This is a genomic window from Rhodococcus sp. MALMAid1271 (genome assembly GCF_049195265.1).
GTDB lineage: Bacteria > Actinomycetota > Actinomycetes > Mycobacteriales > Mycobacteriaceae > Rhodococcoides.
In genome coordinates, this window is the sequence record NZ_JBMIRQ010000083.1 from 1 (window position 1) to 22,407 (window position 22,407).

Below are 22,407 nucleotides of genomic sequence, written 5' to 3' on the forward strand. Positions count from 1 at the left end.
GGGTCGAGTGGTACAACCACAGACGGTTGCATTCGAGCATCGGCCAGATGCCCCCGATCGAATACGAAACGCTCCACTACTCTGGCCTCGGCACCGAGGATCAGCACCAACTGGAGGCGGCACAAAACCTAGGGTGATTCAGAGAGCTCACGAGAGCCCGGTAAGCCCGGTAAGCCCGCGAGGTACATACGGCAAGTTCGGAGTGGAAGATCGCTCCCGGCTCGATCCGGGTCAAGGCTCTAAATCGAGATGGCTCCGTTCACTTGGGGACACGCCAACCTCTCAGGTGATTAATCCGACGGGGATTACCCGAAACCATGTACCAGGTACTGCACGTACCTGATACTGTGCGAACACCTTATCGCGACGAGCTGCGCAGACAGAAGAGGAGAGACCGGTATCTATACAGAAATTGCTGGTCGAGCGACAGCCAGTCTTGTGACCTTTGGAAATTCGATTGCCCTCGCCGGCCAGGCATTGCGGTGGGCCGTGCGCGATATTGTCACCGGACGGTTTCCGTTTCGGGAGTTTGTCACACAGACGTGGTTCGTCATCACCGTAACGACGTTGCCAGCGATCCTGGTCGCGATCCCGTTCGGCGTTATCGTCTCGGTGCAGGTCGGAAGTCTAACCCAGCAGGTCGGGGCCACATCTATCGCCGGAGCCGCCGGTGGACTCGGGATCATTCAGCAGGGGGCACCGATCGTCACCGCGCTCCTGCTCGGTGGTGCGGCAGGGTCGGCCATCGCCTCTGACCTTGGCGCACGCACCGTCCGTGAAGAAATCGATGCCATGGAGACGCTCGGACTAAATTCGACACGTCGACTCGTCGCACCTCGATTCGTCGCGGTTCTCATCGTCGCTCCGATGTTATGCATGCTCATCGTGTTTACCGGTCTCGTGGCCGGCTACATCCTTAGCGTCAACGTCCAGGGCATCACGCCGGGGAGCTACGTCGCATCGTTCGCATCGTTCGCATCATCGGCGGACATCCTTGTAGCGCTGATCAAGTCAGTGGTGTTCGGTCTCGTGGTCGTGACAATCGCGTGTCATCGGGGCCTGTCCACGAAAGGTGGCCCCAAAGGTGTGGCCACATCTGTCAACGCCACCGTGGTCCTAGGGGTAGTGGCGTGCTTCGTCATCAACGTGTTCATCACCCAACTGACCATCATGTTCGTCCCGCAGACCATCGGATGACGGAGAACACGTGACCGCAGTACCATCCACCCGTTATAGTTTTGTTACTCGTCCGATCGTGCGTGCTGTGACACCCCTCGCTGAGGTCCCCGCGCAGCTCGGGCACATTACAACATTCACCATCGACACCGTCGCCGGAATTCGGCACGTCGCAACCACCTATCGACGACAGACGTTTTTATTCATACAGGAGTTTGCCTGGGGACGAGGCGCTGTACTGGTCGGCGGGGGTACCGCGATCGTGCTTGTGATTCTCGGAATGGCTGTCGGGGCGTCCATCGGCATCCAGGGCTACGCCTCGCTAGACCTGGTCGGGATGGGGTCTCTTACGGGATTCATTTCGTCATACGCCAACACTCGAGAGTTGGCACCGATGATCGCCGCGATCGGTTTCGCAGCCCAGGCCGGCTGTCGCCTCACTGCGGAAATAGGTTCGATGCGTATCGCCGAAGAGATCGATGCGCTCGAGTCGATGGCGGTGCGGCCGATTCCGTACATCGTCAGCACGCGTGTGGTCGCGGCGATCACTACCATCATCCCCCTCTACATCGTAACGCTGATACTCAGTTTCGGCGCGGCCAAGCTGGTCGTCATCCTTTTACACGGCCAGTCGGGTGGCACCTATGACTTCTATTTCGATGCGTTCCTCAAACCGCAGGATTTGGCGTTCTCAGTAATCAAGGTCCTCGTTTTCGTGGTGTCGGTCGTCATCATCCACAGCTACCAGGGTTACTACGCCAGCGGCGGAGCAGAAGGCGTCGGCCGCGCGTCTGGTCGAGCGATCCGCAGCAGTCTCATCATCATCGTCGTGGAGGACATGATCTTAACCCTGTTGATGTGGGGTTTCGATTCGGGCGTCAAGATTTCGGGCTAGGAGTTCAAGTGGCTGTATTTCAAGATCCATCAGGACGCGCGCCCTCACTGGCGAACTTGACCCTGCGCGGGATCGGGGTTCTCGTCGTAGTGACGGTTGCCGGCTATCTTCTGGCGGGCAACGCGACCGGAAAATATGAAGACAACACGACAGTGACGATCACCACCGACGCGGTTGGTGACGGGTTGAAGGGCGGATCGGAGGTGAAGTATCGGGGCTTCACGGTGGGCAAGGTGTCCTCGGTGTCGGGGCGCGACCAAAGTGTAAATGTGAAAATCGAGCTCACCGGAGTGAACGACGACATCCGGTTGCGTCAGGGCATGGCCGTGAATTACACGTCCGCCAGCGCGCTGGGGCCGACGGCACTGGAGATTGTCGACCCCGGGCGGGGAGTCCTCATCCGTGATGGCGGCAGCGTCTATGTGAGCAAGCTGCAGTCCGAACACACTTCGGTATCGACCCTGATTCGAAAACTCTCGAAGCTGGTCGATGCTCTCGATCAGCCGGCGTTCAATTCTGTGGTGAAGTTTGTCGTCGATGATTCCCAAACGTTTGCCGATGCCGGCCAGCTCATGTTCCAGATCGCGCAGCTCACTCGGGACGTTCAACAGCGGCCAGTGGGCCAGGATTTGGCGATCGCGGCAGACCTGTCCCAGGGCGTTGCCGACTTCATGACGCCGTTCGTTCCGGGCATCCTCATAAACGTCGACGTCGCTGACTTCTTCGCCACCGACGAGGCCATCAATCAGGCCACAGGCAACCTCAACAGCACCGGCGCGGTTCTGTTCGGGGGACTGGGAGGACTGTTGAGCGAAAACTACCCGGCGTTGAGTTCGGTACTGGACGTCGGCCTCGATCTGGCGAGGCCGGTCGCCAGATCGGCATCGGGACTCGCGCAGACCATTTACACCATCCCGCAGATCCTGGACAGCATCGACAACGCCACGCCGCAAGTCGGCGAGCGAGTACAACTTCAGGTCGCCCTGGTAGTGCAGACGTCACCTGCGCTGCAGAGCGCGCTTGCAGCAGGAGGACCAAGAAGATGAAGCTCAAGTCGTTAATTCCCACCATCGTCAAGATCGTCGCGTTCGCCGCAGTCATCGGCGTTCTCACCTACGTGATCATCGCCATCCTCGAACCCAGCTCGGACGGAGCGAGTTCTGAACGGTCTGCGGTCTTCTCCGATGCATCTGGGCTCAAGCCTCGCGACGGTGTGCGTTTGGCGGGAGTAAAGGTCGGTTATGTGACGGCGATCGGCCTGAAAGGGCCCACCGCGGTCGTTCATTTCCAACTGAACAACGACGTCGCGATCACGTCGAGCACCACCGCCGCCGTGCGTTATCAGAATCTCCTCGGACAGCGATATGTCGAATTGATCGGTGCGGCACAGGGAAAGACACAGGGGGCGGCGCTCACACAGGTGGCACTCGACAAGACCGTTCCCTCATTTGATGTGTCCACCTTGTTCAACGGGTTCAAGCCGGTGTTCGACACGCTTAACGCCGACGAGATCAATGAACTGCAGTCCAACTTGTTGCGCGTTGCTCAAGGTGATGGGAGGGGTATATCGCCTGTTCTGGAGCAGGTCGCCAACATCACCGCCTACGGGGACCAGCGGTCTGAGATCATCACGAATATCGTGACGAGTCTCGGCCAGGTCTCCGACCAACTCGAAGGCCGCTCGGCGCAGCTGGTCGAACTCGTCGACCAGCTGGGATCGATCGTCGACGCCTTCAGCCGCGTGAGTGACCGGTTGCGGGAGTCGCTGGGCGAGGTCAACCGGTCCATGGAGAAAACTGTCATCGCCGGGGAGCAACTTGACTCAACGTACGACCAGAGTTTCGCGACGATCTATCAGCGTCTGGCGCGAGAACCCGGGGAGTTGGAGGGGCTGCTGAATGGCGCGGTACTGCTCAAGCCCCTTATGGACTCGCTGAACGCTTCGACGAATTCCACGCCGAGTGAGGCACGATGTTCGAAAGGCCTTCTGCCCCTGCCGGATACAGCCACGATTGCGCTTATGGGGCAACGATTGGTGGTGTGTAAGTGAGGTTGTTCAGTCGAAATCGACCGCATCACCAGTCCGAACGCAGACGCGACCTCATCGTCGCCGCTGTGGTGGTGGTGACCGTGGTGGTCGGTCTGGTAATCGCCGGGACCGTGTATATCGCACCGCCCGGCCAAAAGGTGTACTCGGCTCAACTGGTCAACACCGGAGGGCTGGAGTCGGGTGATCAGGTGCGTATAGCGGGGATAAGACAGGGAACGGTGTCGTCGGTGGACCTCGCGGGAACGTTTATCACAGTCGAATTTCGACTCGACGACTCAGTGCCAGTCCGTTCGGATGCCACCGCAGCGGTTCGCCTGATCACGCCGATCGGCGGGCGAGTTCTCGATCTGGACCCAGGGTCAGGACCGACCTCGCTGTCGGGGGCGATCCCCCTTGTTCAGACATCGAGTACTTACGACATTTCGGACACGCTCGAGACGACGACGCCGGTGTTCCGCGATGTAAAGGGCGTCGATCTCCGTCAGACTGCGTCGCTGCTGCAGAATGCGTTCTCCGACGGCAACACAAACATTCCCGACGCACTGAGGAACACCAGCAGTTTGATGGAACTCTTAGAGCGACAGTACGGTCAGCTCGACAAAGCGGTCGCTCTATCCGATGAATACGTCAACGCTTTCGCCGATCAAAAACAGGTGCTGGTCGACTTTCTCCGTCAACTCAGCTTCCTTGCCAGTACGCTGGGACCTGATATCGATAACGTCCGCGGCGGGTTCGACCTTCTCAGTCGTCTGTTCAAACTTCTCACGAGGCCGCTCGTGGCTTACAGCGATGGAATCGAACCGTCTGTCCAACAATACAAGACGCTCCTCGACAAGGTGTCGTCAGAGCTGCCAGGCTACTCCGATGCCCTGGCCCAGGTTGATCAGATCACTCAGCGCCTCGGCGTCCTCCTCCAGGCGCCGGTCGGTGCGTCGACTACCACAGAACCAGAGGTTCGTGTGTGCATTCCGAGTGGTGACGACAAATGTTGACTACATGGATCCGAAGACTGTTGCTCCTGATCGCCGTGGTGGTTGTGGTGGTCGCTAGTGTGGAAATAGGGGGGAGGGTGTCCGACGACACGCGCTCCCTGTGTGCCGAGTTCACCGACGCATCGGGCCTCTTCGAAGGCAACACAGTAGCCATGCTCGGCAAGAAGATAGGCAGCGTCGTCGGGGTGCACCAGAATAGTGATCAGTCCGGTGTAAGGATCGACATGCGGATCGACAAGAGCGTTCCGCTGCCCGCCGACGTCGGCGCGACTCTGGTGTCGACATCCATCGTGACCGAACGTCAAATCGAGTTCACCAAGCCGTACTCTGATGGAGCCCGATACGAGACGGATCAGTGCATTCCGTTGAGTAAGACGAGAACCCCGCTGGGAATCAGTCAGACGCTCGACTCGATCAGCAACTTGTCCGAGGACCTGGTCAAGGACAACGGCAGGAACACCGACGCGATCTTGCAGTCCCTCGAGCTCGTCTCCCGCAATCTAGAAGGAACGCAGGGTGACGTGGCCGGGATCATCAAGGACTCAGCCACGCTCATCGACGACCCGGCAAAGCGGGATATGCAGATTCGCAGCATCGTCGGGAACCTCGCCGCACTGACGGGGGTGGCAACCGAGAACGACAAAGAGGTGACCGCCCTCTTCGACAACTTCGTAGGTGCCATCGAGGTCATCATCGCGTTCGGCCAGACCTTCGGCTCGGCAGTCGAGTACGCGGGGACGTTCGTTCCGATCCTCTCGAGGTTCGCAACAGATTTCGGTCCCCCGATATTCGCGATCGGTGATGCTGCCGTTCCGCTCATCGCCGACATGGGAGAGCAGCCGGACATGGTGGTAGCGATCGCAGCCCGCACGGCAGACCTCATCGTGAAACACCCCGATGCCAAGTCAATTGTGCAGGCGTTCGCAGTGTCGCTGCCTTTGCGAAGCCTGGTCGGTGGCTGCGCCGCGCCGGTGGCAAACGGAGTCTGCGGGTCCAGCGATGTATCGAGGACGATCGCAGGGATGATGGGGGGAGGGGCCTGATGATCTCGGTCAATCGCGCATGCCTCGGACCCATGGTGGTCGCACTGATGGCAACGATAGTTTTCGTGACATCGTGTGGGATCAACGCCGACAATCCGCCGACGATAGCGACCTCCGACGCGGACGGTTACGACATCCAGATGGAGTTCACCAGCGCACTCAACTTGCCTGCCCTCGCAAAAGTTCTCTCGGGGGGAATCAGCGTCGGGTTCGTCGAAGATGTCACGTACGAGAACGGGCATGCGGTCGTGAAAGCTCGCATCGACAACACGACTCAGCTGCCGGGGGAATCGCGGGCTGAGCTGCGTCAGGACACTCTCCTTGGTGAGATCTACGTTGCCATCCTTCCCCCAGCCGAGCCGTCGACGGGTGCCTTGCTGCGGTCGGGTTCGGTGATCCCGTTGGCACGGACCGAGCCGGCAGCAAATGTCGAGGACGTCATGCGCGGGATGTCGAATGTCCTCGGGGGCGGTGAGCTCGACAAGATCCACACCGCGATCTCGACATTGAACACCACGTTCCCCAAGGACTTGCAGCAATTCGACGCCCTATACCAGACAACGCTGGAGACCGTCTCGGAGGTCTCCTCGAATACCGACAAACTCGACGTAGTGTTGAGGTCGGCGGATCAGACTCTGAAAGTGATCTTGGACGATCCGTCGGGAATCGACCGGATGCTGACCAAGGGCGGACGCAACTTTTCTGGCCTCGGCTACTCCCTGATCGAGGTCGCGTTACTCATCGCCAACTTGCGTGATTTCGCAGTGTCCGCGGGCAGGATCGTGGATCCGGAGTACTTACGGATAAAGGAGTCAGTGGCCGGGATCGCCCCGGTGATCGATTCGATCGCCAACTCCGACATCTACTCGAAGTCCGTCACGGAGCAGGCAACGAGCGTCATCCGCGACAAACTCATTCCATTCGTGCGGTCGCCCGACATTAACCTCTCGGACATCTCCATCGATGGTCGGGACCTAGCGCGGCGTGACGCCGAATCCTTCATAACCGTGTTGAGATCAATCGGAATGATGCCGTGAACCGCAGCAGCACGCTCATATCGATACTGGCTCTCGCCGTCGTGTTCGTCGTAGGGCTCGGCTACCTCGTCGTCGGCGTGGCACACATCAACCCCACCCGCTCCGAGTACTCCTTAACCGCCATCATCGACAGCTCAGGCGGTCTGCTGGACACATCGCCGGTGATGGTGCGGGGGGTACCCGTCGGAAAGGTGTCCTCGATCAACGTCGCGGATTCGGCAATTAAGGTCGAGATGACGATTGATTCCGACCACAAGATCCCCCAGGACAGCGAGATGTCTATCCAGAATCTGTCGCTCGCGGGGGAACAGTACATCAACTTCGTGCCCGCGGGCACGGCAACCGGTGGGTACTTCGATAACGGAGACGTGGTGCCCGCGGACGCGGTGCACGTGTCGCAATCGGTTCCCCAGGTGTTGCCAAAGTTGGCTGCAGTGGCAGATGGGCTCGACCCGGAATCGATCGAGTCCATCAACAAGACCGTCGCCGAGGCCGTCGCCGGACGGCAGGACGACCTCGACACGATCGGCGACATGATGCACCGTGTAGTCGATTTCGTCGGCAAAGATGGGTCCGTCCGGGTGACCGCAGACAACGCCGAGTTCCTGCTCGGCCTCTTGGCCGATGCCGGGGACGTCCTCAGTACGGCATCTGTACGCACCCCTGACGCCGTGAACGGGCTGGCGCGGATTCAACGGGCGTTCATCAGGTTCACAACCACCTCGTACGACAAGTGGCCTCCCGTGTTGAAGCTTGTGGAAAAGCTCAACGGCTATATTCAGATCCTGCAGCCGGATCTGCTGACGATCACCCGGGCGGTGAAACCGGCGACCGAGAAAGTTGCCGACACATACGTCGACTTCGGGTCGATCGGCGACCTCCTCGGCCGGACTTTCCCGGCGTCGCGACCAGGTCGCGCCGAGGTCCCCGTCACCGTGTCGCCGCCACTACGGTGACGCCCCGTCCGCAAGCGACTGTCACCGTTATTACACAGAAGGTCCCACATGACAAATGACGACCGAACGAAACCGCACCCCGAGCCCACTGAAGTCGAGGACAGCGCGGCCGCAGCGACGCCGGATGGCGATCTACTGATGGACGAAAACGCCCCAGCCGCGTCCGCCGTAGCCACGGCTGGGGCTGGAGACAGCGACGTCGACCCCCCCTCGCCAGGTGGGCACCGCTGGTCAGCATCGCCGCGATCACGTGCCGTGGTGGTTTCGGCCGTGATCGTGGTGCTCGCTGTGCTGGCCGGCGTGTTCGCCTACCTCTACCTCGAGGCCGACGAAGCGAAGTCGGTATTGGAAAACGACGCCGCGCAACGGGCCGCCGCGGCGAAGGCCGCCTCGGATTACACGACCAGATCCCTGACCTACAGCTACCAGAACACCGACGCCTTTTTCGCGGCAGTCAAAGAGGACGCGGGTGAGGCTCTAGTCAAGCGGTACGACGAGGTTCGGCCGACGCTGACCCAGATTATCCAGCAGGCCCAGGTGCAGGCGTCGGGACGCGTTCTGGCCACCAGCGTCACCGGTGAAACCGGTGACGCCGACGGAGAATACACGGTGATGGTCTTCGCGAGCCAGAAGACGCAGAACGTGCAGAATCCACAACCGAGTGAACTGCCGACATTGTTGAAGGTGGTCGTGACGAAAACCGCCCAGGGCTGGCAGATTCAGGACTATGGCCCAGCTGAATGAGACGGCTGCTCCGCAGAAGGAGTTCCACGAAGAGCAAGATGCAGGACGGTACTCATTCTTCGACGCGGTCGCAGATGTCGGCGGGGTCGACGCCGGTGAGGAGTTGGGTGATCTCTTCGGGTGGCGGGTGCCCCCTCGATCGGGTCAGTGATCCGTCCCGGTGTTTCCGGAGGGTTCGTCTCAGGGAAAGATGAAACCTCATGGCAGCAGGATCGAAGCGGTACTCGGCGGAGTTGAAGAAGGATGCCGTCGACATGGTGGCTCGGTTGGTGGCGCAGGGCGATACCGAGTGGGCGGCGATGCGCAAGACCGCGGATTTGCTCGGTGTGGGCGCCGCTGAGACCGTTCGTCAGTGGGTTCGGAAGGTACCCGTCGACGGCCCGGGCAGCACTGTCGAGTTACGTGCCGACGCCGAGGTCATCAGGAAGTTGCGTCAGGAGAACGCCGAACTCAAACGGGCCAACGGGATACTCAAGGCGGCGTCAGCTTTTTTCGCGGCCGAAATCGACCGGCCACACCGATAATTGTGGACTTCATCGGCACTCACCAGGGAAACCGGGTGGGTGCCGATGGTCTTGTCTGGGGTGTCGACTCGATGTGCACGGTGCTCTCCGAGCACGGTATGCACATCGCCCCGTCCACGTACTACGACCATGTCACTCGGGTGCCGTGTGCCCGAATACTGTCCGATGCACATGTCATCGATGCCATTCACATGCTCCGGACGCGGCAACCGCTCGCACGGGTTCTCGGTTCGCGGAAGACCTGGATTATGTTGCGCAGCAGCGGTATCGAGGTAGCTCGATGTACCGTCGAACGACTGATGCGGGAAATGAGGTGGCACGGTGCGCTCAAAAAGAAAGCGGGTCCGCACCACCGTCGCCGATCCGACCCACCCGCGGGCCGAGGATCTGGTGAAGCGCCGGTTCACCGCGGTGGCACCGAACCGGCTGTGGGTCGCCGATTTCACCTAATGCCGCACGATGTCGGGGTGGGCGTTCACGGCGTTCGTCGTCGATGTGTTCGCCCGGAAGATCGTCGGGTGGAAGGTCGCATCGGAGATGACCACCAGCCTCGTCGACACCGCCATCACTAACGCGATTGATTCCCGAAAACGTTCTGGTGTAACTGCTTTGAGTAATCTGATCCACCACAGTGGCGCTGGATCCCAGTACACGGCGATCGCATTCGGGCAGCGTTTGGCGCAGGAGGGCATCGCGGCGTCGATCGGAACGGTCGGCGACAGTTACGACAATGCCCTTGCCGAATCGGTGAACGCCGACTACAAGAATGAGCTCGTCGACAACGGCCCTCGCTTCCCCGGTGCCGCGGAATTGTCGTTGGCCACCGCACAGTGGGTCGCGTTCTACAACCGCGAACGCCCCCACAGCTACTGCCACGACCTCACGCCCGACCACGCCGAGCAACTCCACTACGATCGCACGCGCACCCTCAATCCGGAGGAGGCACTCACGCAGTGAGCCCTCCGGAAATGCCGGGACGGATCACAGTTTGCGAGTGGTCGAACACCGACAGAATCGGGAATGTCGGGATTTTGCAGGCCTCCTCGCCGTGCCGACGGTCGAAGACACAGCGATGGTCACCACGGCGCTGAAGACGGCGTTGCGGCGACGAGATCACGGTGGACACCGCGTCGGCTCAGGGCTCATCCATCACAGCGATGCCGGCAGTCAGGGCGGATTTAACCTGTCGTCGCAACACAGTGCCGTGAAGCCGAGTTCATCTGCTCTGCAAGCACTTCCGCTGGGGTTCGCCACCCAAGTGTTTTGCGCGGGCGGTTGTTGAGTGCATCCGTCACGGCCTGAACGTCACTTCGACGGTATCGAGCGAGATCGGTTCCCTTCGGAAAGTATTGTCGCAACAATCCATTGGTGTTTTCGTTCGTTCCCTGCTGCCAGGGGCTGTACGGGTCGCAGAAGTACACACGGATCCCGGTTTCTGCGGTCAACTCCGCATGACGTGCAAGCTCCGCCGCGGTCCCAGGTCACCGATCTGCGCAGGTGCTCCGGCAGCGGTGTCATCGCAGCCTGGAGTGCATCGCAGACCGACTGACATGTATGGGCCCAGGACATCTTTGACCGATTGTCATCGACACATCGTTACCCGCTTCTGGGGCGGTGGGCGTTGAAGTTCCGAATGGCTTTGGTTGAGGTTCGCGCGTAGACGCCGAGCTCGGTGGTTCCGTCGAGGACCCGAAAGTAGTTGTCTTCGACCACGACAGTCACGATGGTTCCGGCATGGGTACGGCCGACCTTGAGCAGCTGACCGGTCACCATGACCCGGCCGTCTTTCGGGACGCGTCGCTGTACGGTCTGCGGTCCGGCCGGCGGCGGCGCGGGCAACGTTCCCGTAGCTTCCCGTGCGCCGGTCAGACCCGCGAGCTGGCTGGCATCGAGCGGGTTCGGCAGTGTCGCGAGCAGGACGTTGTCGACACTGGCGTGGATCAGCCCTGAGGCGATTCGCAGCGTCACTCGTGTTCCCGCTCTGTCGGCTCCGAGGTGAAGTCGGTGACCGGCGAGGATGACGGTTCCGTCTCGTCCTGCGGTTCGGTCGACCTCGATCGGTCTCGGTTTGGTGGGCAGGACTGCGGTGTCTACTGCCGCTGTTGCCGGAGATGGTCGGCCCTGGCGTGTGCCGCGCATGGCGAGGCGTTCGAGGTCGGTGTGGGTCAGTCGCGAGCGCACTGTCTTGATCACGGTGTCGTCGAGGATGACATGAATGCTGACCAGGTCGATCCACAGGGTGACGGTCCGTCCGGCGTGGTTGCTTCCGATCCACAATTGTTGCGCTCCAGCGACATTGGTCACGCCGCTCGGTGGTACCTGGGTGTCGAGCTCGATTGCACTGCTGCTTCTTTCACGGCCCACCGTTGTCAGGCTGGAGCTTGCAGCGGTGAGAGTTGATGACGAATCGGACTGGCCGTTGTCGGTTGTTCCGTCGTGATGCTCGTGGTGGGCTCGCGCACGGAACAAACTCGCGGGTGTTGCCATGTCCAGACTCTGGTGGGGCCGCAGGGTGTTGTAGGCGTGCACCCATTCGTCGAGGGCGGCTTGGGCAGCAGCGATGTCGGCGAATGCGCCTGCCTCATCGAGGAATTCACGACGAAGGGTTCTGTGGAATCGTTCGATCTTGCCAGTTGTGGTGGGTGAATGGCGTCGGGTCAGTCGTGCGGTGATCCCGAATTCTCGGCATGTTCGCTCGAACAGCACTTCGGCCGGCAGCGGCCGAGTGTGTTTACCGGTGAATTGCTTCCCGTTGTCGGTGAGTACCTCGAACGGCGAACCCCACTTGTGGATGGCAGCGATGAATGCTTCACATACTGCGTTCCCGGAGGGGTGCTCGAGGACGGTTGCGGTCACGATGAATCGTGAGTGGTCGTCGATTCCGGTCAGCATTTTGCACTCGCGTCCGCCGACGAGGAACATTCCGCCGACGAGGTCGAGCTGCCATAGGTGCATCGGCGCTTCGCGCTGCCAACGTTTGTAGACTCGTTTATGTTGTTGCTCTTGATGATTGACCAAGCCGTTGCGGACGAGCGTTCGGTGGACGGTCGCGCGAGATGGGGTTCGGTCTCCGATTTCTTTGCTTAGCTCGAAGCAGATGCGGCGTGCGCCCCACCGCCGGTGATGTCGTCGCATCTCGCAGATGAGGGCTTCGATGTCGGGCTGGATACGGTTCGGGCTCGCATGCGGTCGTCTCGACGAGTCGACAAGTCCGTCGATACCCGAGTTTTCGTATCGCTTGCGCCACGCTGTGACGGTCTGTCTGGAGACGCCGAATCGCTCGGCGACGTCGCTGACCGGTGAGCCGTCGTTGACCTCGGTAATTGCTCGGAAAGCGGACCTGGACAGTGAGTCGTTCGGCGATGTTGGCATCGGATTCGAGGGGCTGAGGGGAAGGCACACCCAACGATCACCAAAGCTGGTGAAGCGTCAGATATGTGCCGATGACGTTCCGTCAAAGATGTGTTGAACCTTTACACGTCACCGACTCCGATCCGTAACCGGACAACGCCGGCCCGTTCTTCACCGGGGGCGCATCCCCGTACCCATCCTTACGTGGCAGATGCAGCAACGTGGTGAATCTGCTGGTGCGTTCGACAAGCGTACCCACTGTGGACCTGCCCAGCCCGATGATCAGACCTCCTTCCCAATGCCCTGGCGTTTTGCGATCAGCGACTTCGTCTGGCCGCGAGCCGATGGTGACGTCATCGGTGATGAATCCGGTGCGGAGCTTCTTCGCTCGCGCCCTCGGCTCGCGCAATGCTCGTCCGGTGCGCAGGCACGCCACCAACTCTCTATCCTGCGCTCCACGTCCTTCGATGCAGAGGGATTGGTAGATCGCTTCGTGGGAAATGCGCATCGACTCGTCGTCCGGGAAGTCGATCGGCAGGCGGTTGGCGACCTGTGCCGGGCTCATGCGCTGGCCCATCGTCGGTCCGCTCTCCGTGCCTTGTTGCGTCCCTTCCACGATGCGAACGGGCCGACAACCTCACCGTTTTCGTCGCGGATCACGCCCGAGAGCACTTCCTGTACGTACTCTCGAAGAGGTTCGTGTTCAACGAGTTTGGCTACCTTGGGTCGCCTTGCCGCAAGATCGGCTTCCATTGCGCCACTGATGTGCGGTACTCGACCTTGCCGCCGCGGGTGGCAGCGTTGCGGCGGAGTTCTCGCGAGATCGTCGACGGTGATCGCCCCGATCTGGTCTGCGATATCTCGCATGCTCATACCGTTCGCGCGAAGCAGGGCAATCTCCTCACGTTCGTGAAGGTCAGATACCTCCCCGTGGGCGGGGCCAAGTCAATCGGCGGCATACCTCCAGCGTGACGGAACCACCGTGAACCCACCGGCCCCGACACGCCGCAAGCGGTGCCGCGTCTTCACTGGTCAACCCCAACGCGATCTGCGCCCAGAACTCGCGTTCGAGATCTCGGCGTACCGGCGGACGACCCGGAGATTTCATCACCGCCCGCCCAGTCAACGTCGCCGCCCATTCTGGTGGTCGTCCCATCGAAACACCCTCCATCCCTTGAGGTGTTGCGTCGACCGGTTGAACCTGGTCAGTACACGTCGATCGCGTTCGCGGAAACGCTTGCGCTCGAGGGGATTGCGGCACCGATCGGCAGCGTCGGGGATGTGTAAGACAATGCGTTGGCCGAGAGCACAATTGGGTTGTTCAAGACCGAGGGAGTATCGAAGAGAGGCCCGTTCCTGAACGGCCCGCTAAAGACCATCGACGATGTCGAGTTCGCCACGATGGGATGGGTCGACTGGTTCAACCAACGCCGCCTCCCACAGCACCCTCGACTACCTCACACCAGACGAATTCGAGAAGGCCTACCACAGTCAAGAATCGGCTCTCCGCCCGGAGATGTTGCAAGCGTAGGAGCGGCAAGAAACCCGGGACGGTTCACTGACACGGCGCGCCGTCTGGTGGCGTTGCTTCACCCGCCTGGGCGCTATCGGACTGGATGCTGGGGAACGCCCCAGGGCGCAAAGCGGGTCGGTCAACCCTGATGTTCACTCTCTGCTATCGACTCAACTTCCTCGAGCGTGGTGGGGATGTGGTACGGCGGTCTGCTCGTGCCCGAGATGCGATAGCGGTCCCAGAAATCAGGGTCGCCCACGACGCACTCGGCGCGTCCCTCTGGTGTCGCAAAGACGGCAACCGTGCGCCTTCCCGAGAGGGCGGCGTGGAGCGCATCATTCTTGTCGATCCTTCCGTACCAGGTGTATAAGCCGTTGAGGGGCTGGAAATAGCCTTTGATCTTCACCCCGACAGCAATCTCCTTGCCACGGCACACCAAGGTGCCCTCGCCGGAGTAGTCGAGATCGTGGTCGTCAGACACGCAAGGCTCACTTTCTTCACATCAAACATTGACAAAAGAACGCATTGGCGCAGACACTATCAGTATCTGGTACCCGGAGTACGGGTATGAAGTCGAGACTCAGCTCGGCCCGGAACGCAACGGAGGTGTCACATGACCGTTCAAAATGTGGAGACCAAGCCCGACGTCTCAACGGAAGGCGCTGCGCGTGTCAGCGCCCGCAAGCCCGTCGACATGCAGAGATCTGCCGGCCGACTGCTGCGGGCGGCGGCCGAAAAATTCTATGACGCGGAGATCGACATCGATTGGGACTCACCCTGGGAGGAAGGAAAGTACTACCTGCCAGAGCATCGGGTCTCGCTCTACGGCACCAAGCTGTGGGAGAGAATGAGCGACGAGCAAAAGGCGGAACTCGGGCGCCACGAAATCGTCAGCATCCTCAGCTTCGGTATCTACGCGGAGAATCTGCTCAGCTCGGCGCTGCTCCGAACATCCGCCAAAGGCGCCCTGACAGATCAAAGGTCCCTCTACGCCCTTAACGAGATCGGCGACGAGGCACGTCACTCGACGATGTTCGCCCGACTGATCAACAAGACGGGCCTGGCACCGTACAAGTTGCCGAAGGGGTTCTTGAGCATCGCGAAGATCTTGCACTTTGTGCCTCTCGGCCCGTCCGTGTCCGGCGCGACTCTGCTCATCGAGGAGATCCTCGACCGCGCTCAGCGCGAGGCGATGAATGACCCGAAAATGCAGCCGCAGCTGCGCCAGCTCATGAAGATCCACGTTCTCGAAGAGGCCCGTCACATCACGTTCGCGCGGCTGGAAATGGTGGAAGGGATGCAGCGTCGCGGACGCATCTCGCGCGCCTGGCATAGAGGCACGTTGGCGGCCATTGCGAACTTTGCATACCCGTTGCTCATCAATCCGAAGGTATATCCCGATGTCGGAATCAGCCGTCTGCGCGGCCTGTGGGCGCAGCAGACGAGCCCGAACTATCGCGTCAACTTGCAGTTCATGTCCGAGCCGATGATCCGATTCTTCCACGAGGCCGGAATGATGGAGGGGAAGTTCACGATGGCGATGTGGCGCGCAACGCGCAGCCTGCCCGACGATCTGCGCTAACACGCCCGGCCCGGTCCGCGCGTCCCACAGCCCATTCCTCGACCCCACGACCGGATTCCTCGGTTCGTGGGCTTGGGCGGATGACATTCCCACACCTGCCACGCGTCACGGCGCGCCGTGCGGGTCCGTTTTCTGCATTCGATCAGGAGATTTTCACAATGCCGTCCTCCAACGCCAAGTCCGCCGCCACGGCGACAGACCCGGGAATAACCGAGCCCATCACTACCAAAGTTCTCATCATCGGCAGCGGCTTCTCTGGCCTCGGTATGGCCGTCCAGCTCCGCCGACGCGGGTACAGTGATTTCATCGTTCTAGAAAAGGCCGACTCCGTCGGTGGGACGTGGCGCGACAACACCTATCCGGGATGCGCGTGCGACGTACCGTCACTGATGTACTCCTACTCGTTCGAGAGTCGCGGTAGCTGGTCGAAGGTGTGGTCCTCGCAGCCCGAAATCGAGCAGTACCTGAAAGATATCTCCAACAAGCGTGGTGTCACTCAGAAGATCCACTTCGGGCAGAAGTTGGTCTCCGGATACTGGAGCGAGTCCGAATCTCGGTGGCACCTGCGTACCGAGTCGGGCCGGGAGTACGTCGCGCAGTACATCGTGTCCGGTGTCGGCGCTCTGCACATCCCGAATTTTCCGAATATCCCCGGAATCGACGAGTTCGCCGGTCAGGCGTTCCATTCGGCACAGTGGGACCACACGGTGGATCTCCAGGGCAAGCGGGTGGCCGTCATTGGCACCGGTGCCAGCGCGATTCAGTTCGTGCCGTTCGTGCAGAAGGACGCCGGCACACTCACGGTCTTCCAGCGAACCCCGGCTTGGGTACTTCCACGCAAGAACTTCGCGGTGCCGCCGGTACTTCGGACGCTGCTCAGCAAGATCCCCATTACTCGCCGCCTCGCTCGGTGGTCGGTCTACTGGGGCGCAGAGAGCCTGGCCTTCGGGCTCAACGGCCACTCCAACCTTATGCGACCAATCGAAAAGGTGGCGAAATGGAACATCGAGCGTTCTATCACCGACCCCGAGCTACGCCGGAAGCTGATGCCGTCCTACCGCATCGGATGCAAGCGCATCCTGGGATCGAACGACTACTACCCTGCGCTCGCCGCCCCCAACACGACAGTGATCAGCGATCGGATCGAAAAGATCACTGCCGATTCGATCGTCACCCCTGACGGCGTGTCACACCCTGTGGATGTGATCATTTACGCCACAGGGTTCCATGTCACGGACGGGTTCGATCAACTCGCGCTCAAGGGCGCTCGGGGCGAGGACTTGCCGTCGCACTGGCACCGGACGGGCATCAATACCCACCTCGGCATCACCACCGAGGGCTTCCCGAACCTGTTCTTCCTGCTCGGACCTAACACGGGTCTTGGGCACAACTCTGTCGTGTTCATGATCGAGCAGCAGATCAAGTACATCATGAAGGCCATCGACGCCGTCGACAGTCGAGGTGCGGAGCGTGTTGATGTGCGGGCCGAGGTTCAAGAACACTTCAACAAGAGCATCCAACACAAGCTCGCCAAGGGCGTGTGGACCAACGGCGGATGTACGAGTTGGTATCTGGACTCGCAAGGTGTCAACCGTACGGTGTGGCCCGGGTTCACCTGGCAGTACTGGCGAGCGACGAAAGACTTCGAGCCCGCCGAGTACGAGATCGCCTGACAATCCAACCGTAGGTCATCGAGAAGTGAGTATCCGACAGTGAGTAGTTCGACAGCAGGCAATTACGCGACCCAGGTCGCAGTCGTCACGGGAGCCGCCTCAGGGATCGGTCGGTCCCTTGCCCTCCAACTGGCCGAACGCGGGGCCAGCCTTGCCTTGTCCGACGTCGACGAAGTGCATCTCGAGGAGACGGCGGACATGTGCCGTACCGCGCATCGTGCGACCGTGGAGACCGCGGTGTTGGACGTGGCAGATCGTGCTGCGTTCCAGGTTTACGCAGAGAGCGTGCAGTCGTCTTTCGGGCGCGTCAACATGGTGTTCAACAATGCCGGCGTCGCCCTCGGCGCCGACGTTGTCGACATGTCCTGGGAGGATTTCGACTGGCTGATGGGCATCAACTTCGGTGGTGTCGTCAACGGGACCAAGGCGTTCCTGCCTTATCTGATCGCCTCTGGTGATGGTCATCTGGTAAACACCTCCAGCGTCTTCGGTCTGGTCGGGATCCCCAGTCAAAGCGCTTACAACGCCGCGAAGTTCGGTGTGCGTGGCTTCACCGAAGCGCTTCGGCAAGAGATGAAAATCAGTCGGCATCCGGTCACGGTGACATGCGTTCACCCCGGCGGCGTCAAGACTAATATCGTCAACAACGCTCGTGGTGTATCCGATATGGGGGCAGATACCGCCACCATTGCCTCGATGTTCAACAACATCGCCAGGACCACTCCGGAGAAAGCTGCGTGCGCCATCCTCAAGGGAATGGACAAGAAGAAGCCCCGAGTGCTGATCGGCGCAGACGCACGTGGCTTCGACTTTGTCGCACGCGTTGTCGGTCCGCGCTACCAGGACATCTCTGCGCCTGTCACACGCGCGGGCTACGCCTTGGCTCGTAAGCGGGGGATCATCAAATGACCCTCGAACAGGAGAATCGGCCGGGCACCACCGCGCGATCGCGAACGCTGACCGTGTCGGAGGTCGTGCAGGAGACCAAGGACTCCGTGAGCATCGCCTTCGAAGTGCCTGACGAGATCGTCGACGATTTCAAGCATCTACCCGGGCAGTTCATTACGTTGAAGATCCCGTCCGACCAGACGGGCCACGTCGCACGATGCTACTCGCTGAGCAGTTCGCCTCATGTCGATGACTTCCGCCTCGAGATCGGGGTGAAGCGCACCGCTGGGGGGTATGCGTCGAACTGGTTGTGTGACAACGTTTCCATCGGCATGGAGGTGACCGTCCTCACGCCATCGGGAAAGTTTACCGCTAAGAGCCTCGACGTCGACTTGCTCTTCTTCGCTGGCGGAAGCGGCATCACTCCGGTTCTGTCGCTGGTGCAGTCGGCTCTGGTGTCGGGCAGTGGGGAAGTTGTCCTGTTCTACGCAAACCGTGACTCCGATTCGATCATGTACAAGTGCCGGCTTGAGCAGATTAGATCTGAATTCGCCGAGCGGTTCACTTTGGTTGACTGGCTTGAGTCGGAGAACGGGATTCCCACATCAGAGGCTGTAGAAAAGATTATTCGTGAACACAAGGGATCGGCAATTTTCACCTGCGGGCCTTCCCCTTTCATGGATCTTGTGGAAAGCTCTGCCGCCGCATGCGGAGTGGATCATTCGGATGTACATCGAGAGGTATTCCAGTCGCTGACGGGTGACCCGTTCGACACCGCAACACTGCGTCGACTCAGTGACGACGAGGGTGTAGCTACGGCCACGGTTTACCTGAACGGAGAGTGCATCACCACGGAGTGGCCACGTAACACGCCTCTGCTCGATGTGCTGCTCTCGCGAGGGCACAATGCACCGTACTCGTGCCGAGAGGGCGCATGCAGCGCGTGTGTGTGCAAGCTCATCGATGGCGATGTCGAGATGGTGCAGAACAACATCCTCGTAGACGACGACATTGAGGACGGCGAGCGACTCGCGTGCCAGGCACTTCCGCTCACCGACGCTGTGACGGTGAGTTTCGATGACCTCTGACTCCTCGAAAGCTGGCCTATTGTCGCGGCGGTCGCGGGAGGTTCTCTCCAGTGACGGCACGAGGCTGTTTGTCGAGGAGTACGGGCTCGGTGATGATGCGCCGCTGCTGGTGTTCAGCCACGGGTGGGCTTGCCAAGGTCGGTTCTGGAGACCTCAGATCGAGCACTTCGCCACCACACACCGTGTGGTGGTGTACGACCAACGAGGGCATGGCTGGAGCGACCGGGGTCGCGCGCCCTTCTCTTCGTCGGTGCTCGGCGACGATCTCGAGGCTGTCTTGCGCGCTGTCGTCACGTCTAATCGTAAGGCATTGGTGACCGGTCATAGTATGGGCGGGATGTCCATCATGGGTTGGGCTGCCGAGCACCCGGAGTCGGTGCCCGTCTTATCCCGTGGTGCCGTCTTGGCGAGTACCGGCCCCTCGCAGTTGGTGAGTAAATCGACGCTAATTGGGTCGCCACGTCGATTCCGCGCCTCACTGGAGCGGGCATTCGCAGCCGGGCTCGCCACCGCGGGACCGGAGATGCTTGACACTCGCTTCAACCGACGGTTGGTGAAATACGGGACGATGGGTCCACACGCGCCAGCAGACGTTGTGGCTGAGTGTTCCGACATAGTACTGCGGTGCCCCCCTGCGGTTCGGGGAATGTGGGGCAGGGTCCTGGCCACCATCGATGTGAGCAAAGGAATCGACTCACTTACGGTTCCGACGACCGTGATCGTGGGCTCGGCCGACAAGTTGACACCCGCGGTTCATTCCATTGATCTCGCCGACCGACTGCAGCAGCGCCGCCGGTTGCATGAGTTCGTGGCGTTGCCACAGATCGGTCACATGATCAACATGGAGGCACCAAACTATTTCAACGAAGCAGCGGCCCGATTGGACGCAGCCACGGTAGGCGATGGCTTTTGAACCGTCGACCGGACACACATGAGCTCGTGAGACGGCCACGATCGTCGACAGGCCGCGCGTGTCCGAGTTGGGAGGGGTCCATCGAGGCGTACAGCATCGATGGCATCGCCACGGTGATCTTTTTTGCGTCGATGGTGCGCAGCACCTCGGCGGATAAAACTTCGGCAGCACCATCATCGGGCCGCCTTTCGTCAGGGTCGGCACGAAGAACGCGGCCCCAGCATGCGACAGCGGGGTGCACATCGAGAATTTGGGGAACCCGGTCATTCTCACTCCGGAGAGTTGAATCTGCGTCATCGTGAACATTGCCGAAGCCTCCGATGGCTCCCTTCGGCTTTCCGGTCGTGCCGCCGGTGTATGTGATCGACACGGTGCGATCCGGCGGACGATCGGCTGCTTGAGGGAGGGTGCCGAACCGCTGCGAGCGAACCGAGAGGTTTCAGCGAACGGCTCTCCAGCCCGACTCGCTTGAGAGGACCCTTCAGGGTATTGTTAACCCCATAATGTCATTCGTCCGCCGCGTTTCATTTACTCCATCTCAGGTGCAGCGTCGAGTGGCCGATGCCCGTAGCACCCGCTGGGATGAGCATAGAGTCGAGGTACGCGCGCAGCTGGTCGACGCGACCATACGGATCATCGAACGGTATGGTGCAGGCGTCAGCATGGACGACATCGCTGCGGAGGCCCGTGTATCTAAACCAAAGCTGTATCGCTACTTTGGCGACAAAGCGGGCTTGAACGCGGCGGTGGCGGCGAAACTCGGTGCGTTGATGTGGGATTCGGCGAAAGTCACTATTCTCGCCGACCAAGATTATCTTTCGGTTGACGACATGGTTCGCTCGTCCGTCCAGAGCTACGTCGCGCTCGTCGGGCAGTATCCCACTGTCGTCAGATTCCTTATGGCGAATCACTTGTTTCAGTACTCCGGATCGGGAAATGGCGGAGTTGCTGACGAACTGAGGTCGGTGATGGAGGTCGTCGCCGATCGGTTCACTGAAAGTCTTCAGCGTGTTCACGCAGATACTTCGGTCATTCCCTTGGCCGTGGCGTCCATTCTGGGTTCTGGTCTATCTGCGACTCAGTGGTGGATCGACAACGGTCGTGAGCAAGGGGTGGATGATACGTTCTTCGCCGCACACCTATCAGAGACGACGTGGGGAATCATCGACGGCGCGGCCGCAACCGTAGGCGTGGCCTTCTCACGCAGTCTGCCATTCAGCCATCCCGGTTTCGCGTCCCGCCACAAAATGGACTGAATCACCCTAGATATCCAATAATTGTAACTTGTCAAGCTGCGTCGGGTTGTTGCGCGGTGCGGTGTGCCCAAGCGGTGTGTTCGTCGTATTCGGTGCAGTGGCGTACGCACCCGTGCAGGAGCCCGACAAGTCTGTTGGCGAGTGCGCGGAGCGCTTGGTGGTGGAGGTCTCCGGTAGCACGGTGTTGTTCGTAGAACGCGCGAGCGGCCGGACTCTGGCTGAGGGCGCAGAACGCCCACCGGTCGATGGCATCGTAGAGCCGCCGGTTGCGGATATGTCGAGCCAGTACGGCCCGCTTCTTGCCCGACGCAACTGTCAGGGGTGACGTACCGGCGTAATTCTTGCGAGACTTGGCGTTGGTGTAGCGGTCGACGTCGTCGCTGAATTCACCGAGCCCCGGGCGGCGAGGATGACACCGATTCCTGGCAGGGAGAGGTAGATGGCGGCGTTGTGTGTCAGCGTCCGGGTGTGTTTCAAAATGGCGGGTCAGATCGGCTTCGAGGTCGCCGATCTGACGGTTCAACTCCGCGATCAACGCCAAGAGTGCGCCCGGCATCGCGCTCGACCTGCGCTGCGAACGCCTGCAACCACGAAAGGCGAACGCTACCGATCCCGTTTCTGCGCCCGCTGCGCACTCCGCGACGACCTCCATGCAATCTTGATATTCGATAACGAGGACATCGCGCTGGACGCGCTCCTTCAAGCGTTGGGCGCAACAAATCGACC

At 60.5% G+C, this 22,407-nt stretch carries 19 protein-coding genes and 5 pseudogenes; 18 read left to right on the forward strand and 6 right to left on the reverse strand.

Annotation, left to right across the window (positions count from 1 at the left end; all coding sequences use genetic code 11):
* Nucleotides 1-438: 438 nt before the first annotated feature.
* From ACOQFP_RS11705 to ACOQFP_RS11755, 11 genes and pseudogenes are all read left to right on the forward strand, one after another.
* Nucleotides 439-1,197, forward strand: coding sequence for an MlaE family ABC transporter permease (locus ACOQFP_RS11705; protein WP_027498258.1), 759 nt, complete (start codon nt 439-441; stop codon nt 1,195-1,197).
* A 10-nt stretch (nt 1,198-1,207) separates the two neighbouring features.
* Nucleotides 1,208-2,071 carry an ABC transporter permease gene (locus ACOQFP_RS11710; protein ID WP_027498257.1) on the forward strand — a complete coding sequence of 288 codons (864 nt, stop codon included), beginning with the start codon at nt 1,208-1,210 and terminating at the stop codon, nt 2,069-2,071.
* A gap of 8 nt (nt 2,072-2,079) precedes the next feature.
* Complete coding sequence (locus ACOQFP_RS11715) at nt 2,080-3,117, forward strand: MlaD family protein (RefSeq protein WP_068052708.1); 1,038 nt, start codon at nt 2,080-2,082, stop codon at nt 3,115-3,117.
* The gene (locus tag ACOQFP_RS11720) at nt 3,114-4,121 is read left to right on the forward strand and encodes an MlaD family protein (RefSeq protein WP_027498255.1); all 1,008 of its coding nucleotides are present in this window, start codon (nt 3,114-3,116) and stop codon (nt 4,119-4,121) included. Before ACOQFP_RS11715 ends, ACOQFP_RS11720 begins: the two co-directional genes overlap by 4 nt.
* Nucleotides 4,118-5,113: an MlaD family protein gene (locus ACOQFP_RS11725; RefSeq protein ID WP_027498254.1), complete on the forward strand. Its 996-nt coding sequence runs from the start codon at nt 4,118-4,120 to the stop codon at nt 5,111-5,113. Before ACOQFP_RS11720 ends, ACOQFP_RS11725 begins: the two co-directional genes overlap by 4 nt.
* Complete coding sequence (locus ACOQFP_RS11730) at nt 5,107-6,156, forward strand: MlaD family protein (protein ID WP_027498253.1); 1,050 nt, start codon at nt 5,107-5,109, stop codon at nt 6,154-6,156. The genes ACOQFP_RS11725 and ACOQFP_RS11730 overlap by 7 nt, the downstream gene beginning before the upstream one ends.
* A complete protein-coding gene (locus tag ACOQFP_RS11735) occupies nt 6,156-7,193 on the forward strand; it encodes an MlaD family protein (RefSeq protein WP_032370850.1) in 1,038 nt (345 codons plus the stop codon). Before ACOQFP_RS11730 ends, ACOQFP_RS11735 begins: the two co-directional genes overlap by 1 nt.
* Nucleotides 7,190-8,149 (forward strand): MlaD family protein, encoded by a 960-nt coding sequence (locus tag ACOQFP_RS11740; RefSeq protein WP_027498251.1) that lies wholly within the window; start codon nt 7,190-7,192, stop codon nt 8,147-8,149. The genes ACOQFP_RS11735 and ACOQFP_RS11740 overlap by 4 nt, the downstream gene beginning before the upstream one ends.
* Nucleotides 8,150-8,197: 48 nt before the next feature.
* A complete protein-coding gene (locus ACOQFP_RS11745) occupies nt 8,198-8,893 on the forward strand; it encodes a hypothetical protein (RefSeq protein ID WP_027498250.1) in 696 nt (231 codons plus the stop codon).
* Nucleotides 8,877-9,044, forward strand: coding sequence for a hypothetical protein (locus ACOQFP_RS11750; protein ID WP_155288583.1), 168 nt, complete (start codon nt 8,877-8,879; stop codon nt 9,042-9,044). The genes ACOQFP_RS11745 and ACOQFP_RS11750 overlap by 17 nt, the downstream gene beginning before the upstream one ends.
* A gap of 49 nt (nt 9,045-9,093) precedes the next feature.
* Nucleotides 9,094-10,374: pseudogene (locus ACOQFP_RS11755) on the forward strand (IS3 family transposase).
* A gap of 221 nt (nt 10,375-10,595) precedes the next feature.
* On the opposite strand, the pseudogene ACOQFP_RS11760 reads toward ACOQFP_RS11755, so the two are convergent.
* The 3 genes and pseudogenes from ACOQFP_RS11760 to ACOQFP_RS11770 all read right to left on the reverse strand — a co-directional run.
* Nucleotides 10,596-10,950: pseudogene (locus tag ACOQFP_RS11760) on the reverse strand (IS30 family transposase); the annotation flags it as partial.
* A 63-nt stretch (nt 10,951-11,013) separates the two neighbouring features.
* Nucleotides 11,014-12,789 (reverse strand): IS481 family transposase, encoded by a 1,776-nt coding sequence (locus tag ACOQFP_RS11765; RefSeq protein WP_068052714.1) that lies wholly within the window; start codon nt 12,787-12,789, stop codon nt 11,014-11,016.
* A 118-nt stretch (nt 12,790-12,907) separates the two neighbouring features.
* Nucleotides 12,908-13,924, reverse strand: a pseudogene (locus ACOQFP_RS11770) (helix-turn-helix domain-containing protein); the annotation flags it as partial.
* Nucleotides 13,925-13,953: 29 nt separating this feature from the next.
* Here ACOQFP_RS11770 and ACOQFP_RS11775 point away from each other — a divergent pair.
* Nucleotides 13,954-14,205 (forward strand): annotated as a pseudogene (locus ACOQFP_RS11775) (IS3 family transposase); the annotation flags it as partial.
* A gap of 215 nt (nt 14,206-14,420) precedes the next feature.
* On the opposite strand, the gene ACOQFP_RS11780 reads toward ACOQFP_RS11775, so the two are convergent.
* Nucleotides 14,421-14,762 carry a DUF4873 domain-containing protein gene (locus tag ACOQFP_RS11780; RefSeq protein WP_027498244.1) on the reverse strand — a complete coding sequence of 114 codons (342 nt, stop codon included), beginning with the start codon at nt 14,760-14,762 and terminating at the stop codon, nt 14,421-14,423.
* A 132-nt stretch (nt 14,763-14,894) separates the two neighbouring features.
* On the opposite strand from ACOQFP_RS11780, the gene ACOQFP_RS11785 reads away from it, so the two are divergent.
* The 5 genes from ACOQFP_RS11785 to ACOQFP_RS11805 all read left to right on the forward strand — a co-directional run bounded on the left by ACOQFP_RS11785 (nt 14,895) and on the right by ACOQFP_RS11805 (nt 20,425).
* On the forward strand, nt 14,895-15,863 hold the full coding sequence (locus ACOQFP_RS11785; protein ID WP_027498243.1) for an AurF N-oxygenase family protein: 969 nt from the start codon (nt 14,895-14,897) through the stop codon (nt 15,861-15,863).
* 158 nt (nt 15,864-16,021) lie between these two features.
* Nucleotides 16,022-17,536, forward strand: a complete 1,515-nt coding sequence (locus ACOQFP_RS11790; protein WP_027498242.1) for a flavin-containing monooxygenase — start codon at nt 16,022-16,024, stop codon at nt 17,534-17,536.
* Nucleotides 17,537-17,575: 39 nt separating this feature from the next.
* A complete protein-coding gene (locus tag ACOQFP_RS11795) occupies nt 17,576-18,445 on the forward strand; it encodes an SDR family NAD(P)-dependent oxidoreductase (protein WP_027498241.1) in 870 nt (289 codons plus the stop codon).
* A complete protein-coding gene (locus ACOQFP_RS11800) occupies nt 18,442-19,512 on the forward strand; it encodes a ferredoxin--NADP reductase (RefSeq protein ID WP_027498240.1) in 1,071 nt (356 codons plus the stop codon). The genes ACOQFP_RS11795 and ACOQFP_RS11800 overlap by 4 nt, the downstream gene beginning before the upstream one ends.
* Entirely contained in the window at nt 19,502-20,425 is a 924-nt protein-coding gene (locus tag ACOQFP_RS11805) for an alpha/beta fold hydrolase (RefSeq protein ID WP_027498239.1), read from the forward strand. The genes ACOQFP_RS11800 and ACOQFP_RS11805 overlap by 11 nt, the downstream gene beginning before the upstream one ends.
* On the opposite strand, the gene ACOQFP_RS11810 is transcribed toward ACOQFP_RS11805, so the two are convergent.
* Nucleotides 20,373-20,795: a hypothetical protein gene (locus ACOQFP_RS11810; RefSeq protein ID WP_374222385.1), complete on the reverse strand. Its 423-nt coding sequence runs from the start codon at nt 20,793-20,795 to the stop codon at nt 20,373-20,375. The genes ACOQFP_RS11805 and ACOQFP_RS11810 overlap by 53 nt on opposite strands.
* A gap of 133 nt (nt 20,796-20,928) precedes the next feature.
* Between ACOQFP_RS11810 and ACOQFP_RS11815 the strand changes: the two genes are divergently transcribed.
* On the forward strand, nt 20,929-21,681 hold the full coding sequence (locus ACOQFP_RS11815; RefSeq protein WP_068052725.1) for a TetR/AcrR family transcriptional regulator: 753 nt from the start codon (nt 20,929-20,931) through the stop codon (nt 21,679-21,681).
* 31 nt (nt 21,682-21,712) lie between these two features.
* Here the strand turns inward: ACOQFP_RS11815 and ACOQFP_RS11820 are convergent.
* A pseudogene (locus ACOQFP_RS11820) lies at nt 21,713-22,228 on the reverse strand (transposase); the annotation flags it as partial.
* Nucleotides 22,229-22,407 lie beyond the last annotated feature (179 nt).

Bases quoted from the DNA above. Each gene is read 5' to 3' on its own strand.
- ACOQFP_RS11720 (WP_027498255.1), top strand. From the start codon at position 3,114: ATGAAGCTCAAGTCGTTAATTCCCACCATCGTCAAGATCGTCGCGTTC.
- ACOQFP_RS11730 (WP_027498253.1), top strand. From the start codon at position 5,107: ATGTTGACTACATGGATCCGAAGACTGTTGCTCCTGATCGCCGTGGTG.
- ACOQFP_RS11735 (WP_032370850.1), top strand. From the start codon at position 6,156: ATGATCTCGGTCAATCGCGCATGCCTCGGACCCATGGTGGTCGCACTG.
- ACOQFP_RS11745 (WP_027498250.1), top strand. From the start codon at position 8,198: ATGACAAATGACGACCGAACGAAACCGCACCCCGAGCCCACTGAAGTC.
- ACOQFP_RS11750 (WP_155288583.1), top strand. From the start codon at position 8,877: ATGGCCCAGCTGAATGAGACGGCTGCTCCGCAGAAGGAGTTCCACGAA.
- ACOQFP_RS11765 (WP_068052714.1), bottom strand. From the start codon at position 12,789: ATGCCAACATCGCCGAACGACTCACTGTCCAGGTCCGCTTTCCGAGCA.
- ACOQFP_RS11785 (WP_027498243.1), top strand. From the start codon at position 14,895: ATGACCGTTCAAAATGTGGAGACCAAGCCCGACGTCTCAACGGAAGGC.
- ACOQFP_RS11790 (WP_027498242.1), top strand. From the start codon at position 16,022: ATGCCGTCCTCCAACGCCAAGTCCGCCGCCACGGCGACAGACCCGGGA.
- ACOQFP_RS11800 (WP_027498240.1), top strand. From the start codon at position 18,442: ATGACCCTCGAACAGGAGAATCGGCCGGGCACCACCGCGCGATCGCGA.
- ACOQFP_RS11805 (WP_027498239.1), top strand. From the start codon at position 19,502: ATGACCTCTGACTCCTCGAAAGCTGGCCTATTGTCGCGGCGGTCGCGG.
- ACOQFP_RS11815 (WP_068052725.1), top strand. From the start codon at position 20,929: ATGTCATTCGTCCGCCGCGTTTCATTTACTCCATCTCAGGTGCAGCGT.